Source organism: Chryseobacterium sp. P1-3, assembly GCF_000738495.1.
Classification (GTDB): domain Bacteria; phylum Bacteroidota; class Bacteroidia; order Flavobacteriales; family Weeksellaceae; genus Chryseobacterium; species Chryseobacterium gallinarum.
Genome location: NZ_JPEQ01000007.1, coordinates 859,874 through 875,030, shown reverse-complemented (window position 1 = coordinate 875,030; position 15,157 = coordinate 859,874). Strand labels below are relative to the sequence as shown.

General features: G+C 38.7%; 9 protein-coding genes and 3 pseudogenes. 1 reads left to right on the top strand and 11 read right to left on the bottom strand.

Annotation, left to right across the window (positions count from 1 at the left end):
• Nucleotides 1–10: 10 nt before the first annotated feature.
• Nucleotides 11–485, bottom strand: a pseudogene (locus HX13_RS12450) (23S rRNA (pseudouridine(1915)-N(3))-methyltransferase RlmH).
• 333 nt (nt 486–818) lie between these two features.
• Between HX13_RS12450 and HX13_RS12445 the strand changes: the two are divergent.
• Nucleotides 819–1,833, top strand: a pseudogene (locus tag HX13_RS12445) (YihY/virulence factor BrkB family protein).
• Here the strand turns inward: HX13_RS12445 and nhaA are convergent.
• The 10 genes and pseudogenes from nhaA to HX13_RS12395 form a co-directional block, all read right to left on the bottom strand.
• The gene (gene nhaA / locus HX13_RS12440; RefSeq protein WP_050021323.1) at nt 1,830–3,008 is read right to left on the bottom strand and encodes a Na+/H+ antiporter NhaA; all 1,179 of its coding nucleotides are present in this window, start codon (nt 3,006–3,008) and stop codon (nt 1,830–1,832) included. The pseudogene HX13_RS12445 and the gene nhaA sit on opposite strands and share 4 nt — an antisense overlap.
• Before the next feature lie 2 nt (nt 3,009–3,010).
• Nucleotides 3,011–5,222 (bottom strand): annotated as a pseudogene (locus HX13_RS12435) (RelA/SpoT family protein).
• A gap of 198 nt (nt 5,223–5,420) precedes the next feature.
• Entirely contained in the window at nt 5,421–5,699 is a 279-nt protein-coding gene (locus HX13_RS12430; protein WP_238555280.1) for a hypothetical protein, read from the bottom strand.
• 312 nt (nt 5,700–6,011) lie between these two features.
• Nucleotides 6,012–7,919 (bottom strand): acetate--CoA ligase, encoded by a 1,908-nt coding sequence (gene acs / locus HX13_RS12425; RefSeq protein WP_050021322.1) that lies wholly within the window; start codon nt 7,917–7,919, stop codon nt 6,012–6,014.
• A 136-nt stretch (nt 7,920–8,055) separates the two neighbouring features.
• Nucleotides 8,056–9,942 (bottom strand): AMP-binding protein, encoded by a 1,887-nt coding sequence (locus HX13_RS12420; RefSeq protein ID WP_050021321.1) that lies wholly within the window; start codon nt 9,940–9,942, stop codon nt 8,056–8,058.
• A gap of 24 nt (nt 9,943–9,966) precedes the next feature.
• Complete coding sequence (locus HX13_RS12415; RefSeq protein WP_050021320.1) at nt 9,967–10,326, bottom strand: response regulator transcription factor; 360 nt, start codon at nt 10,324–10,326, stop codon at nt 9,967–9,969.
• 9 nt (nt 10,327–10,335) lie between these two features.
• The gene (locus HX13_RS12410; RefSeq protein ID WP_050021319.1) at nt 10,336–13,041 is read right to left on the bottom strand and encodes an ATP-binding protein; all 2,706 of its coding nucleotides are present in this window, start codon (nt 13,039–13,041) and stop codon (nt 10,336–10,338) included.
• Complete coding sequence (locus HX13_RS12405) at nt 13,034–13,228, bottom strand: hypothetical protein (RefSeq protein ID WP_050021318.1); 195 nt, start codon at nt 13,226–13,228, stop codon at nt 13,034–13,036. The genes HX13_RS12410 and HX13_RS12405 overlap by 8 nt, the downstream gene beginning before the upstream one ends.
• Before the next feature lie 65 nt (nt 13,229–13,293).
• A complete protein-coding gene (locus HX13_RS12400) occupies nt 13,294–13,521 on the bottom strand; it encodes a DUF6814 family protein (RefSeq protein ID WP_050021317.1) in 228 nt (75 codons plus the stop codon).
• A gap of 43 nt (nt 13,522–13,564) precedes the next feature.
• Nucleotides 13,565–15,145, bottom strand: coding sequence for an MFS transporter (locus tag HX13_RS12395; protein WP_050021316.1), 1,581 nt, complete (start codon nt 15,143–15,145; stop codon nt 13,565–13,567).
• Between the last annotated feature and the right edge of the window lie 12 nt (nt 15,146–15,157).

Sequence of the window (15,157 nt, the reverse complement as noted above, 5' to 3'; positions counted from 1 at the left end):
TTTTTAGTGTTTAATCATTATGGTAAGGTTTTCCCTGAAGGATCTGATCGGCTCTGTACAATTGCTCTACAATGAATAACCGGATCATCTGATGGGTGAAAGTCATTTTAGATAATGACATTTTTTCGTTGGCCCTGTTATACATCTCTTCTGAAAAACCATAGGCTCCACCAATCAGAATATGTACTTTTTTCACAGAAGAACTCATCCAGGTATCTATTTTTTGAGAAAACTCCCGGCTGGTCAGTTGCTTTCCTTTTTCATCAAGCATTACAACAAGATCATTTTTGTCAATATGATGTAAAAACAATTTTTGCTTCCTCTTTTTTAAGAAGATCGGGAGACAGGTTTTTAGCATTTTTAACATCAGGAATTTCTGTAATTTCAAAATTCCAGTGTTTGGGTAAACGGTTAAGGTAATAATGGATTAAAGACGTGATTTCCTTATCGTCTGTTTTGCCGATACAAAGTAAACTGATTCGCATTGATAAAAGTTTCAGAGGCAAAGATAGGGCTTTTTAAGCTGACGGTAAAGTTGGAAAAGGGAAATGCTTGCATTGTTTAATGTCATCTTATACCAACTGATATTAAATAAATCTGTAATTTTTAAAGAATATTTTCTTTTTCATATATGATATGATCATTAGCATGCAAAGTAATAAGCAGATCTTACATAATTAATGAAGATTGACCAATCTTACCCGGTTATAAGGATATAGAAAATGATTATATTTGTAGGGAAAGACCTGCAATGTAGCTGAAAAGAAAATGGCTTTCAGAGAATAAGTCTTTCGTTAATTGTGAAATTATTACAATAGATGAATATTAAAGTTCCCAGATTTATACTGAAAATTCAAGAGTTTTTTGATCATATCCATATTCCTGTTTTGGGAATATCACTTTGGCAGATGTTTCAGATTTATATCTCCGGAATTTTTAAGAATAAAATCGGCAGAAAGGCAGCTGCCATTTCCTGGAGCTTTACCATGAGTTTATTTCCTTTTATCCTGTTCCTGCTTTCCGTTTTGCCTTATTTGCCGCTTTATGATAAGCTTGAGTTTTATATTTTTTAATGTTTTGATGCATAATGTTTTTCCATCCAATATGGAAAATGATGTGAGAGGCTATATAGAAAACAATATTATTCCCAATATGAAAGGGATTAGTAACCTGACCATTATACTGGCTTTGATTTTCGCTACAAACGGTACATTTTCTCTGATTAATGGATTTAATGAAAATTCGGATGAGAAGCTCAGTGATGTTAAAGAATTTATCCTTTCTTTTTTCATTACAATAGGCTTTATAACCATTGTGTTTTTAGCACTTTTTGGGGTGTATTATGCAGAGGTTGTCATCAAGCCCTTCACCCCGTCTTATGAAATTTCATGGCTTGTAGATAATCTTTCCAGTATTATCGGATTTGTTTCTTTTCCACTGTTTTACTTTATACTGCTGACTTTATTTTACTGGTTGGGAACAGTAAAAATTGCCAGGTTCAGACAGGCTGTTCCAGGCGCGATTCTTACAACAATACTGTTTGTAGTGACCACATACTTCTTTGCGATTTATGTAAAAAATATTGCCCGGTACAACGTTCTGTATGGTTCTATCGGAACAATGATCCTGCTTATGGTTTGGGTGAATGTGAACGTATACCTGCTCTTATTCGGTAATGAATTAAATATGGCCATCAGAAAGCTGAGGATCGAAAAATTATTATCTGACGAAATCAAAAAAGAAGCAGCTCACTATCATACCCCCATCACAGAGCCCGACTTTGAAAGTGGTGAAGAGCACAGAAGAATGCAGGAAAACCGAAAGAAGGATTAGTCTTCCTCCGGTTCCATGTTTCCTTTCGAGCTTATGCTTAAAATGATAAATCCTAAAATGGCAGCTATAAAAGATGCGATTAAAATAGCAAACTTCGCTTCATCCTGGATCAGAATTTCATCTTTAAAAGAGAGCAGGGCAATAAAAATAGACATGGTGAACCCGATTCCGGCCAAAAGCCCTACACCAATCATTTGAAGCCAATTGCTGTTTTGTGGTAAAGAACTAAGCTTTAATTTAATTGCGATTAAAGAGAATATATTGATTCCGATCAGTTTTCCCAATATCAGACCACCAATAATTCCCAATCCCAATGTACTGGTAATGCCGGAAACCATATCACTTGAAAAAGTAATATTGGTATTGGTAAGGGCAAATACAGGCATGATCATAAAGCTTACCGGAATATGAAGCTGATGTTCCAGTTTTTCCAGAGGGGAAATTTCTACATTCGATGCATTGGTCGGAATGGAGAAAGCAAGCAATACACCTGCTATTGTTGCATGAATTCCGGAGTGATGAAGGAAATACCATAAAAATAAGCCCGGAATGATATAAAATATAGTTTTGGTTACTTTTAAAAAGTTTAAAATAAACAACAGGGCAGTTACCCCAAAAGACAGCAGCAGATAGGTCCAGTGAATCTGTTCCGTATAGAAAATAGCAATAACAAGAATGGCTCCTAAATCGTCTACAATAGCTAAAGCAGCCAGAAATATTTTGATCGAATTAGGGATTTTTTTACCCAGCATAGAGATAATGGCCAATGAGAAAGCGATATCCGTTGCCATAGGAATTCCCCAGCCATTGCTGTATTCCGTCCCGGAGTTGAAAATACTGAAAATGACAGCAGGAACAAGCATGCCTCCTACAGCAGCGAAAATGGGTAGGGAAGCATTCTTAAAAGAAGACAATTCACCTTCTACCAGTTCTCTTTTGATTTCAAGACCTACCAGAAGAAAGAATACAGCCATCAGCCCATCGTTGATCCAGATGCTGACAGGATATTCCAGCCCAAACAGATGGGTTCCTACCTCCTGATCTAAAAAGTGCTGAAAATTCTCAGCTAAAGAGGAATTGGCAATGAGTAATGAAATAAGCACACAGAAAATAAGGATAATTCCTGAAGCCTGACTGTTGTTGAAAAATTTTTTAAAATAAAGAGATAAATTCATGTTTAAGATTGTAATCGTCTCACTCTCGAAACGCCATTAATGCTTTTAAGTTTTTTGAAGGTTTCTTCCAGCTGACCTTTATTTTTTACTTCCAGATTGATGTTTCCGGTGAAAACGCCATTGTTGGATTCAATGGACATGCTTTTCATATCCATTCCCATGCTTCCACTGATCACAGTGGTAATATCATTGATCATTCCCATCCTGTCAAGCCCTTCAATTTCAATTTTTACTCTGTTTTTGAAGCTTTCGGCGTTTACCCATTTGGCAGGAATGACACGGTAATCATATTGTGCCCTGAGGTTAATGGCATTCGGACAATTGTCACTGTGTACCTTAATACCATCAGAAATGGTGATAAATCCGAAGATTTTATCGCCGGGAATTACAGTACAGCATTTTGCATAGCTGTAGTTCAGTTTTTCTTCGTCCTTTCCAAAGACGATCATATCCAGATTCTGCTCTTTCGGTTCTTCAAAGTGCAGATTTTTTGATGGAGATTTTCTGAACCGGGAAAGTAAATTATTAAATACGTTTTTACTTTCTATATATTTTCTCAGACTGCTGGCATCCAGTTCATTACTCTGGAATTTAAGAAACAGCTCCTGGGAAGATTTCAGATTAAAAAATTTCTGAAGCTTATTGACTTCATCATCATTGAAATTGATCTTGGCATGGCGTAATTTTCTCTGAAGGATTTCTTTTCCTTCTTCCACCAATTGGTTTTTCTGAGAATTCAGATAACTTTTAATCTTTGACTTGGCCTTAGAAGTAACAACAAATTCCAGCCAGTCGGATTTGGGTTTCTGGTTTTGGGAGGAAAGAATATCCACCTGATCCCCGTTTTGAAGAACATAGGAGATAGGAACAAGTTTTCCATTGATCTTGGCACCTAAACATTTCATCCCCAGGTCAGAATGGACGGCAAATGCAAAATCCAAAGCTGTAGCATTGGTAGGAAGAATTTTAATTTCTCCTTTAGGGGTAAAGACAAATACTTCCTTAGAATAAAGATTAAGCTTAATATTGTCCAACAGTTCGGAAGTGGAAAGATTTTGCTGCTGCTCAAGAACCTCACGGATTTCTGTTACCCATTTTTCAAAATTCCGGTCATCAGAGCTTTGTTTGTAACCCTCTTTGTATTTATAGTGAGCAGCCACCCCTTTTTCGGCAATTTCGTCCATTCGTTCAGAACGGATCTGTACCTCAATCCATTTTTTATCGGGTCCTAATACCGTCAGATGCAAACTCTCATATCCTGTGGAACGCGGCTGAGTGATCCAGTCACGCATTCTTGAAGGGTTGCTGTGGTATACATCAGTAACAATGGAATATATTTTCCAGGCCAGGAATTTTTCATTTTTAGCATCAGATTTATAAATAATTCTGATCGCATAGTTGTCAAAAACCTCTTCAAAAGAAACGCCCTGTTTCAGCATTTTTCTGTAAATGGAAGAAATAGCTTTTGCACGGCCCTTGATTTTAAAATTTAATCCTTCTTCCCGAAGCCTTTCCGATACTTCTTTGGTAAATTCCTGAATATATCGTTCCCTGCTTTCTTTGGCCAGTTCCAGTTTTTCGGTGATCTCATGATATACTTCAGGGTTGTTATACTTTAATGAAAGGTCTTCCAGCTCAGATTTAATATTATATAATCCGAGGCGGTGTGCCATAGGAGCATAGATATAGACCGTTTCTGAAGCAATTTTTTTTCTGCTTGTCCGGTGCCATGCTCTCCAGGGTTCTCATATTGTGAAGGCGGTCTGCTATTTTAATCAGAATCACCCTGAAATCTTCAGACAGCGTCAATAGTAATTTTCTGTAGTTTTCAGATTGTACAGAAATATTCTGATGATTCATGATGGAGATTTTGGTCAGCCCATTCACGATATTGGCAATCTTTTCTCCAAAGATTTTTTTGAGATCCTCATAAGTGTAATCCGAATCTTCAATCACATCATGCAGCAGTGCACAAGCTATGGAAGTAGCTCCCAAACCGATTTCTGTGGCTACAATTTTTGCAACCGCAATAGGATGGTAAATGTATGGCTCTCCGGTTTTCCTCCTTTGATCCTTGTGGGCATCCAATGCAATATCGAATGCCTTTCGGATGAGTTTGTTATTTTCCTCATCCAAAGTCCTGTATGTATTTGAAATCAGATCCTTATATCTGGCAAGGATCTCCTTATTCTCTTGTTCTAAGTCGTAACTCATTTGTGCAGATGCCTATATTTGAACGAAAATACGAAATTTTTTACTCTTTTCAAACACAAAAAATCCGCAGAATATCTCTACGGACTTTCGGTTATTAGATTCTATACCTTTAAAATTTCACTTCAGAATTCATTCCGTCACTGGACGTTTTTAATTTTAATGTCAGGACTGTTGTGAATTTCTGCTCTGTTTCTTGCATCAATATATTTTTTTAATAGTGTCGTAATTCGCTTGGTCAATGCTCATATTTTCAAATAAATAGGTTTTGAGAACCCCATTCTGAGTGAAAGCGTTCCGGGCAGTTTCTACCTGGTTGCTATCCTTTACAGAAACACTTGCAAGGTATTGATTACTGTGGTTTCCACTATTAATATATATAATGTAATCTGAATTTTGGAATCCTGAATTTTCAAGATCATCTTCTAGCTTTTTGTAATCGCTGTGATGCTCAAATAGCCCAGCTAATATATTTGACATAATTGTGGGTTTAAAGTTGTTATTAAAGTTAATAATAATTCCTTAATGTTTCAAATTTATTTTAATAAAATTCACTTATTAATGTTTTATCTATAATGTAATGAATTATTATTTGTGAATGTCTATTGAACAGGTGTTTAATTGTAAAGACCATGCAATGTGATTCATGAATCAAATAATGATAGAAAGTGGTACAAGTTGAAAGAAGCAAAAAAAAAGAAACAAAGTTGATGCTTGTTTAGGATAAACAAAACTTCATAGAAAAGGCCGCTTCTTATACAGAAACGGCCTTGGAATACATTGGATTTCAAACTAAATTCTTTCGTTTTTGATCTCCTCTACGATCTCAGGATTCAATAGTGTGCTGATATCCCCGAAGTTACTGAAGTCTCCTTCTGCAATTTTTCTCAGAATCCTACGCATGATTTTCCCGGACCGTGTCTTGGGAAGCCCTGAAACAAACTGAATCTTATCCAGTTTGGCGATCGGGCCAATCTGGTCGGAGATTAATTGGTTAATTTCTTTTTTAAGGTTTTCCTTATCGCGGCTCTCTCCGGTTTCTTTAAGAGTTACGTAGCCATACAGGGCATTTCCTTTGATATCATGCGGATAACCTACAATAGCGGATTCTGCTACGGCAGGATGCTGATTGATACTGTCTTCGATAGGGGCGGTACCCAGGTTGTGCCCGGAAACAATGATTACATCATCTACGCGGCCTGTAATTCTGTAATAACCTACTTCATCCCGTAACGCCCCGTCACCTGTAAAATATTTTCCTGGGAATGCTGTAAAATAGGTTTCCTTATATCTTTGATGATCTCCCCAGATGGTTCTTGCAATTCCCGGCCATGGAAAACGGATACAAAGGTTTCCCGTTACCTGGTTCCCGGTGATCTCATTGCGTTTGTCATCCATTAAAACAGGTTGAATTCCCGGTAACGGAAGGGTAGCATAGGTAGGTTTTGTAGGGGTAACGAAAGGAAGAGGGGAAATCATAATTCCTCCTGTTTCGGTTTGCCACCATGTATCTACAATCGGACATTTTTTCTTTCCGACATGGTCGTTGAACCAGTGCCAGGCTTCATCATTGATTGGTTCACCCACAGATCCGATGACCTTTAGGGTGCTCAGGTCATGTTTGTCTACCCATTCTGTGCTTTCTTTTGCCAAAGAACGGATGGCAGTAGGGGCGGTATAAAACTGGGTGATCTTATGTTTTTCAATAACTTCCCAGAAACGGTCCGGTTCCGGATAGGTGGGAACCCCCTCGAAAATCACTGTTGTAGCACCATTCAACAAGGGGCCGTAAAGGATGTAAGAATGGCCGGTAATCCATCCGATATCGGCAGTACACCAGTAAATATCATTTTCTTTATAATTAAAAACATTTTTAAAAGTATAGGCGGTATACACCATATAACCTGCACAGGTATGGAGCATTCCTTTAGGTTTTCCGGTAGAACCTGAAGTATACAGGATGAAAAGAGGGTCTTCCGAATCCATGATCACAGTTACAAAATCAGGGGAGGCTTTTTCATAGAGATCAGCCATCCAGTAATCTCTGCCTTCTTTCATTTTGATTTCGTTGTGGGTTCTCTTTACCACCAATACTTTTTCAACAGTTGGGCTTTTTTCAAGAGCTTCATCAACAATGCTTTTCAGATCCAGTACTTTGTTTCCCCTGTAGCTTCCATCTGACGTGATAACCATTTTGGCTTCACAGTCATTGACTCTTGAAGAAACGGCAGAAGCGGAAAATCCTGCAAAAATAACAGAATGTACAGCTCCCAGTTTGGCACAGGCCAGCATCGTGATTGCCAGCTCAGGGATCATGGGAAGATAGATGCAGACCCTGTCTCCTTTTTCGATTCCCATATCACGCAGAACATTAGCCGTTTTATTAACACGGGTATATAGTTCGTTGTAGGAAATATGTTGTGCTTCTTCTTTAGGATCATTCGGTTCCCAGATGATGGCTGTTTTGTCTCCTCTTACAGCAAGATGCCTGTCTATACAGTTTTTGGTAATATTAAGCTTGGCATTTTTAAACCATGTAATCTTAGCTTCGTTCATATCGTACTTAACAACCTTGCTCCACCTTTGGTACCATACAAAGTTCTGATCTGCTATTTTATCCCAGAACTTTTTAGGATTTTTGATAGATTTTTTATATTCTTCAAAATAATGTGGTAAATCTTCTATTAAGTAATTTCTCATATCCCTTTCGTTTTTTTGAAATTTGAATTTTTATTGATAAATAATATTGTCCGTATGTTTTACCCGTTAACAGGGTGATGATTTTTTGTAACCTGAAAATTTAAACTGATACTTAAATATATGTTTAATTTCCGGTCTAAGCCCTATAATCCTTGATTTTTTCCTGAATTTCTTCAATGATTTTTTCATCATCAATTGTCGAGGGAATCTGGAAATCTTTTCCGTCCAGTAAGGTTCTGATGAGCTTTCTTAAGATTTTGCCCGACCGGGTTTTGGGTAAGCGTTTGACAACCATTGCGTTTTTCAGGAAAGCTACGGCTCCTATTTTTTCGCGGACCATTTGGATGATATCTTTTTCAACCTGTTCCCCGGAAATTAAAGATCCGTTTTTTAAAACAATTACCGCAAAAGGAACCTGTCCTTTCAGATCATCATCTATTCCCACCACAGCACACTCTGCAACATCCGGGTGGGAAGAAACAATCTCTTCCATTTCGGAAGTGGAGAGCCTGTGCCCGGCTACATTGATTACGTCATCCACTCTTCCTGTGATGAAAATATATCCGTCCTCATCCTGTATAGCGCCGTCTCCGGAAAAATAATACCCTTTGTACTGGGACAGATAGCTGTTTTGAAAACGCTCATAATCTTTCCAGATTCCCAGCATGGCTCCCGGAGGAAGCGGAAGTTTGATAACCAGGTATCCTTCGTGGTGAGGGTCAAGCTCCAGACCATTTTCATCAAATATTTTAATGTCGTATCCGGGGATGGGCTTTCCGGCAGAGGCCCTTTTGATCTTGTATCGGTCATCGAAGGTCATTAATCCCAGCATTGGCCAGCCCGATTCCGTCTGCCACCAATGATCAATAGCGGGAACTCCTATGTGGCGGGCGAACCAATCCAACGTAGCAACATCACACCGTTCTCCTGCCAGAAACTGTTTTTTGAAGTGAGACAAATCATATTTTTTCACCAGTTCCCCATCAGGATCTTCCTTTTTAATTGCCCGGATAGCAGTAGGAGCTGTAAACATAACGGAAACCTTATATTCTGAAATAATTCTCCAGAAAGTGCCGGCGTCAGGAGTCATAACGGGTTTTCCTTCAAAGATAATCGTGGTGTTCCTGTTAATTAACGGACCATACACGGAAAAACTATGACCCACTGCCCAGCCAAAATCAGAGGCGGCCCAATACGTTTCACCCGGTTCAACCCCATAAATGTATTTCATGGAGAATTTTAATGCCGTGGCATAACCTCCGGTGTCCCGTACAATTCCTTTAGGCTTTCCTGTAGTTCCTGAAGTGTAAAGCAAATAAAGCGGGTGGGTAGATGCTACAGAAATACAATCAACAGGTTCGGACTTTTGAACGAGTTCTTCATAATCAATCAGGCCGTCGAACATTTCGTGTTGGTTTTCTGTCAGTTTTCTGTTGTAAACAACGATATGATCCACTTTATCCTGTGCCATCTCTATAGCTTTTTCAACAAGCGGTAAGTAAGGGATTCTTTTGGCGATCTCTACACCGGCGGTAGCTGTGATTAAAACTTTTGGTTTACAGTCGTCAATTCTTACTACCAGTTCATGAGGTGCAAAACCTCCAAACACTACATTATGAATAACCCCGATTCTTGCACAGGCCAGCATGGCGAAAAGGGTCTGCGGGATCATCGGCATATAAATAACGGCTGTATCTCCTTTCTGTAAGCCAAGAGAACTCAGCCCTCCTGCCAGTTTTGAAATTTCTTCCTGAGCTTCTCTGAAAGTATAAGTTTTTTTCTGATGAGTAACAGGTGAGTCATAAACAATAGCTGTCTGGTCTCCAAAACCATCTTCAATATGCCGGTCAATGCATAAATGGCACATATTGAGTTTCCCGTCGGAAAACCATTGCGGGTAATCATTTTTATCTTTTGAAAGAATAGTTTGAGGAAATTCAGACCATTTTATTTCCCTGGCCTGCTCTTTCCAGAATTCTTCTTTATCTTCTATACTTTGTTTAAATAAAATATCAGTATTCATATCAATAGTGTGTTTGGTATTTTTCTAAAACAATTCTTCAATCTGCTGTATCAGCTTTTTAATAGAATAGGGTTTTGTAACATACGCATTAGCTCCCATTTCAAGGCCCTTTTCAATGTCTTTCGGATTGTTTTTGGCGCTTAGGAAGATAACTTTGGTGTCTTTAAACTTTTCATCCTGCTTGATAATGTCCAGTGTGCTGTATCCGTCAAGATTAGGCATCATGATATCCAATAAAATGACATCCGGGACCATTGTTTTTAAAAAATCAAGAACTTCTGTTCCGTCCCGTGCGATATAAACATCATAGCCGTTCTTCTTAAAACTGTATTCCAGTGACATTAATATTTTGTGTTCATCATCTGCAATGATTATTTTTTTCATAAATGGGTTTTAATGGTGTTCAACTTCATTTTTAATCTCTTTTTTTATATTTTTTTCAGGAATATTGATCGTGAAGGTCACGCCGAGACCGCTGTTTTCTGCTTTTATATTTCCACCGTGGGCCTGTACGATCTTTTTGGAAATTGCCAGTCCGAGTCCGCTTCCTGTTGGCTTTAATATATTCTGATTTCTGGATTGATAAAATTTGTCAAAGATCATTTCCAGATCTTCTTCAGGGATATGTTTGCCTGTATTGAAAATAGAAATCATTAATTGATGGTCTTTTTCAAAAAGTTTGGTCTGTATCGTTCCCTGTTCGTCGGTAAATTTCAACGCATTTCCCCAGATGTTCTGAAACAGCTGGATCATCCTCGCTTCATCATATTCAAAAATTACCTGGTTCAAAAGGTTGACTTCACTTAAATGAATATTTTTTTGTTGTATCAGATGGAGGAGTGGATTTAATGCTTTTTTATAGGTTTCAATAATATTATTTTCCCGGATATGTAATGAGATTTCACCATGCTGAAGCTTATCCAGGTAGAGAATGTCATTGATGATTTCACTTAACCGGTCAGATTCTGTGATAATGTTATTTAAGAACTCCTGTCTGATTTCGGAAGGAATATCGTCGTCATCGGCTAAAATCTCTCCTGCAGAGCGGATGGCGGTAATCGGAGTCCTTAGTTCATGGGCTACGGAATCCAGGAAATCATCCTTTTGCCGGTCTTTGATAATCAGGTTTTCATTGGCAGTCCTTAGATCGTCGGATAATTTCTGCAGTTCTTCAGACTGTTCCGTAAGCTTTTTATTTAAGCTGATATTTTCTTTAGATTCCTCGAGAATGTTGAGGACTTCCTTCAAAGAGATTTTATCTTCTTTTGTTACGCCTTCTATCAGGATTTTGGCAGAGGCTGTTCCTATTCTTCCGGCCAGCAGGTTTTCAGAAAACTTAATAAACCTGGAATCAGCGGTTTCGGTGTTGGAGTCAATATTGTATTTTAAATTAAAAATTCTAAGGGCTTGTTCCGTTTTATTTTTACCTAGGAACCTTTCAAGGATATTCCTGATATCGGAAATATAGGCAGTTCCGCGCCAGATAAAGGCATTTTCATGATTTTGAATGTATTTGTCAATATCCACATACAGTTCGGCAAAATTTCTTTCCCGGTAATTTCCTTTGGTACTCACTGAAATAATGGTAAATAAACCTGTGTTTACCAGAACAGACCAGAAAAAGATCTGCGGGATTCTTCCTAAATAAGGAATGCTGAAGAATCCGAAAGCATCATACATTTCTCTCAGGGCTCCTTTGAATTCCTGGTTGTAAGAAAAATAATACTGGGGAATAATTAACCCGAAATAGCAGATCGCGAGACCGGCAGCCAATCCCGCAACGGCGCCCTTATAGCTTCCTCTTCTCCAGAACAAAGCTCCGAAGAAAGCAGGGGCCAACTGGGCAATTACTACAAAAGAAATAAGGCCCACAGAATCCAGGGATGTCTTCAGGATAAAGTATTTGTAAAAAACAAAAGCCATAATAATCAGGGCGAAAATGCTGAATTTCCTGATATTGGTAATACTTCTGGTATTTTGCTCTTCGTTTTCAGATTTTAATTTTCCCAGCAGTCCATATGGGATGATGAGATTATTGGAAAGCATGATAGATAGTGTAATAGCAGAGATAATGATCATGGAAATACATGAGCTTAATCCTCCAAGGAAAACCAGAACGGTAATCAAAGTGTTGTCAAAATGCTGAGGAATTAAAATGGAGTAGAACTCGGGATTGACCTTCTGTCCATCGAAAATTAATCTTCCACCCCAGGCAATCGGGAATATAAATATAGTGAAAATTAAAAGATAAAGCGGAAAAAACCATATGGCTGTTTTGATATGCTTTTCCTGTCTGTTCTCAACAATAGCAGTGTGAAATTGTCTCGGAAGGATACAAATGGCTGTAGCAGAAATCATACATAAAACCATCCAGTTCATAGCACCTTCAATTCCATTGAATGTATTTTTTTCTTTAAAATCTTTAAATTGGCTGGCCTGGTGGTAGATATCCGAAAATCCGTCGAACACATAATAGATTACGAAAAGCCCAAGTATAATAATAAAGAAAAGCTTTAAAAAACTTTCCAGAGCAATAGCGGAGATAATTCCCAGGCGCTTTTCTGAAGCATCTACATACCGGGTTCCGTAATAAGAAGAGAATAGCGCGATGAGGACGACCACGAATGTCGCATTGTCTGTTAATATATCTTTTGACATTGCTGTCTCTGTCACCAGATGGAAAGTTTCGGAAATCGCTTTGATCTGAAGCCCGATATATGGAACAATGGCAAGGAGACAGACTATAGTAATGATGGCGCTGAGACTCCTGCTGTTTCCGTAGCGTAAAGCAATGAAATCGGCCAGACTGCTTATTTTATTGACCCTGGAAATCCTGATGATTCTGGTGTTGATATAGATCCAGGCAGGAATAATCATAATAGGTCCGATGTAGATTGGCAGGTAGTTCAGTCCGCTTGTTGCCGCTACACCGATGCTGCCGTAATACGTCCAGGCAGTGCAATACACAGCCAGAGATAATGCATAAATATAGGGATTGTTGATCCAGAGCTTGCTTCTTTTCTTCTCTGCCAGATGGGCAACTAAGAACAGGAGGGCGAGATAAAACAATACCACAAAAAATAATGCAAAACTACTCATCATACCTTTTTACGATTACAAAAGAAATCACAATGGAAATCATCCAGACTACAAACAGGTAGACCAGTATCATAGGATACCCCAGCACCTCTCTCTCGCTGTTGAAAAGCAGTGATATAGGAATGCTGAAAGCAATCATTAACCCAATACTCAGGATGATCAGTTTTTGTTCGTGTCTTTTTTTCATACATGATAGCTGGCAAAAGATAATTGATGAATGCAGTATTCATCAATTATCCCAATTATTTTGTTTTATATTTTGTCGTCAGAATATTCTCCTGTCAGTGCATAATATCCGAAAACAGCCATTCCTCCTGAGATGATCGGCATCAGTACAAACAGAATGATAATGCCGAAAACCAGATCTTCCTGTTTTCCTGAGGCTATTTTGGGGATTCCCAGAACCGTAATTCCGAAATATCCTACAATTAATGCTATTGCAATCCAGAGTATGCCTAATATCTTTTTTAGTCCGTTCATTTTAGTAGTTTTAAAATTAATAAAAATTTGATTGATTCAATGCTTAATCGTGAAGATTGTTGTTCTTATTTTTAAGATAGAACAATCCGATGATCAGACAAACAGCGGCTACCCCGATCGGATACCAGAGGCCCTGAAGGTACCATGTCGGGTGACCTGCATCTTTACCTACGGTTACCAGATAGGTGGCAACGGCAGGAAGAAGCCCCCCGAATACTCCGTTTCCGATGTGATAAGGAAGAGACATCGAAGTATAACGGATCCTTACCGGAAACATTTCAACAAGGAATGCTGCAATTGGCCCGTATACCATTGTTACAAATATCACCTGGATAAATACAAGAAAGATGATGTACCATTTTGTATTATCGCTCAGCTTTAAAGATTGTGAGACTTTAGCTTCTTCGGCTTTTCCGTCTTTCATTACAGGACCGGCAGGAGACCAGTGGAGAATACTGTCTTTTTTAATTAATGTTCCGTCTGTATAAAGGGTTTCTTTATGAAAAGTAATCAGGCTGTCGGTAGCAATAGCAGGATGGATTTTTGCTGTCCTTTTTTCTGAAATCCCGTTAGTGGCGATGGTTTTATTTTCCAGGCTTACGCTTTTAAACATGCTGTCGTAGATGGGACGGTACGCTAAAATAGCCACCAGCATTCCGGTCATCATTACTGCTTTTCTTCCGATCTTATCCGATAGCCATCCGAAAAATACAAAAAAAGGTGTTCCCAGGAATAAGGCTGTAGCCATCAGTGAATCAACCTGTGCGGATTCTACATTCATTACCTTCTGTAGAAAGCTCATGGCATAGAATTGTCCTGTGTACCAGATAACTCCTTGCCCCATAGCTGCCCCGAATAAAGCAAGCAATACAAATTTAAAATTATACTTGTTCCCGAAACTTTCTTTTAAAGGATTTTTTGAAGTTTTTCCCTCACTTTTAGCTTTGGCAAAAAGCGGGGATTCTTTCATGTTTTTTCTGATAATATAGGAAACTCCTACCATTAGAATAGAGATCCAGAAGGGAACCCTCCATCCCCAGTTATCAAATTCTTCGGGAGAAAGGGATGTTTTGGTGATAAGGATAACAATCAGCGAAATAAAAAGTCCGGCTGTGGCGGTTGTCTGGATCCATGAAGTCCAGTACCCTCTCCTGTGGGGCTGTGCATATTCCGCAACATAAGTGGCAGCACCTCCGTATTCTCCTCCAAGAGCCAACCCTTGTAATAATCTTAAAATTAAAACCAAAACGGGAGCTAAAAATCCGATGGTTTCATAACTTGGTATACATCCTATCAGGAAAGTGGAGAAACCCATGATCAGTAAAGTAACAAGAAAAGTATATTTTCTTCCGATAAGATCTCCCAGTCTTCCAAAGAACAAAGCACCGAAAGGTCTTACTACAAATCCCGCAGCGAAAGTAGCCAGGGTAGATAAAAATGCTGCGGTAGGATTATCGGCAGGGAAAAATTTAGTGGCTAAAACAACGGCGAGACTTCCGAAAATATAAAAGTCATACCATTCTATCAGGGTTCCGAGTGATGAGGCGGTGATCACGCTCCATATGGTGCGGTTTTTCTGCCTGTCGGTCATATTCTCGTAGCTTTCGTGGTGGTTTTCACTCATATTGGTTGGTTT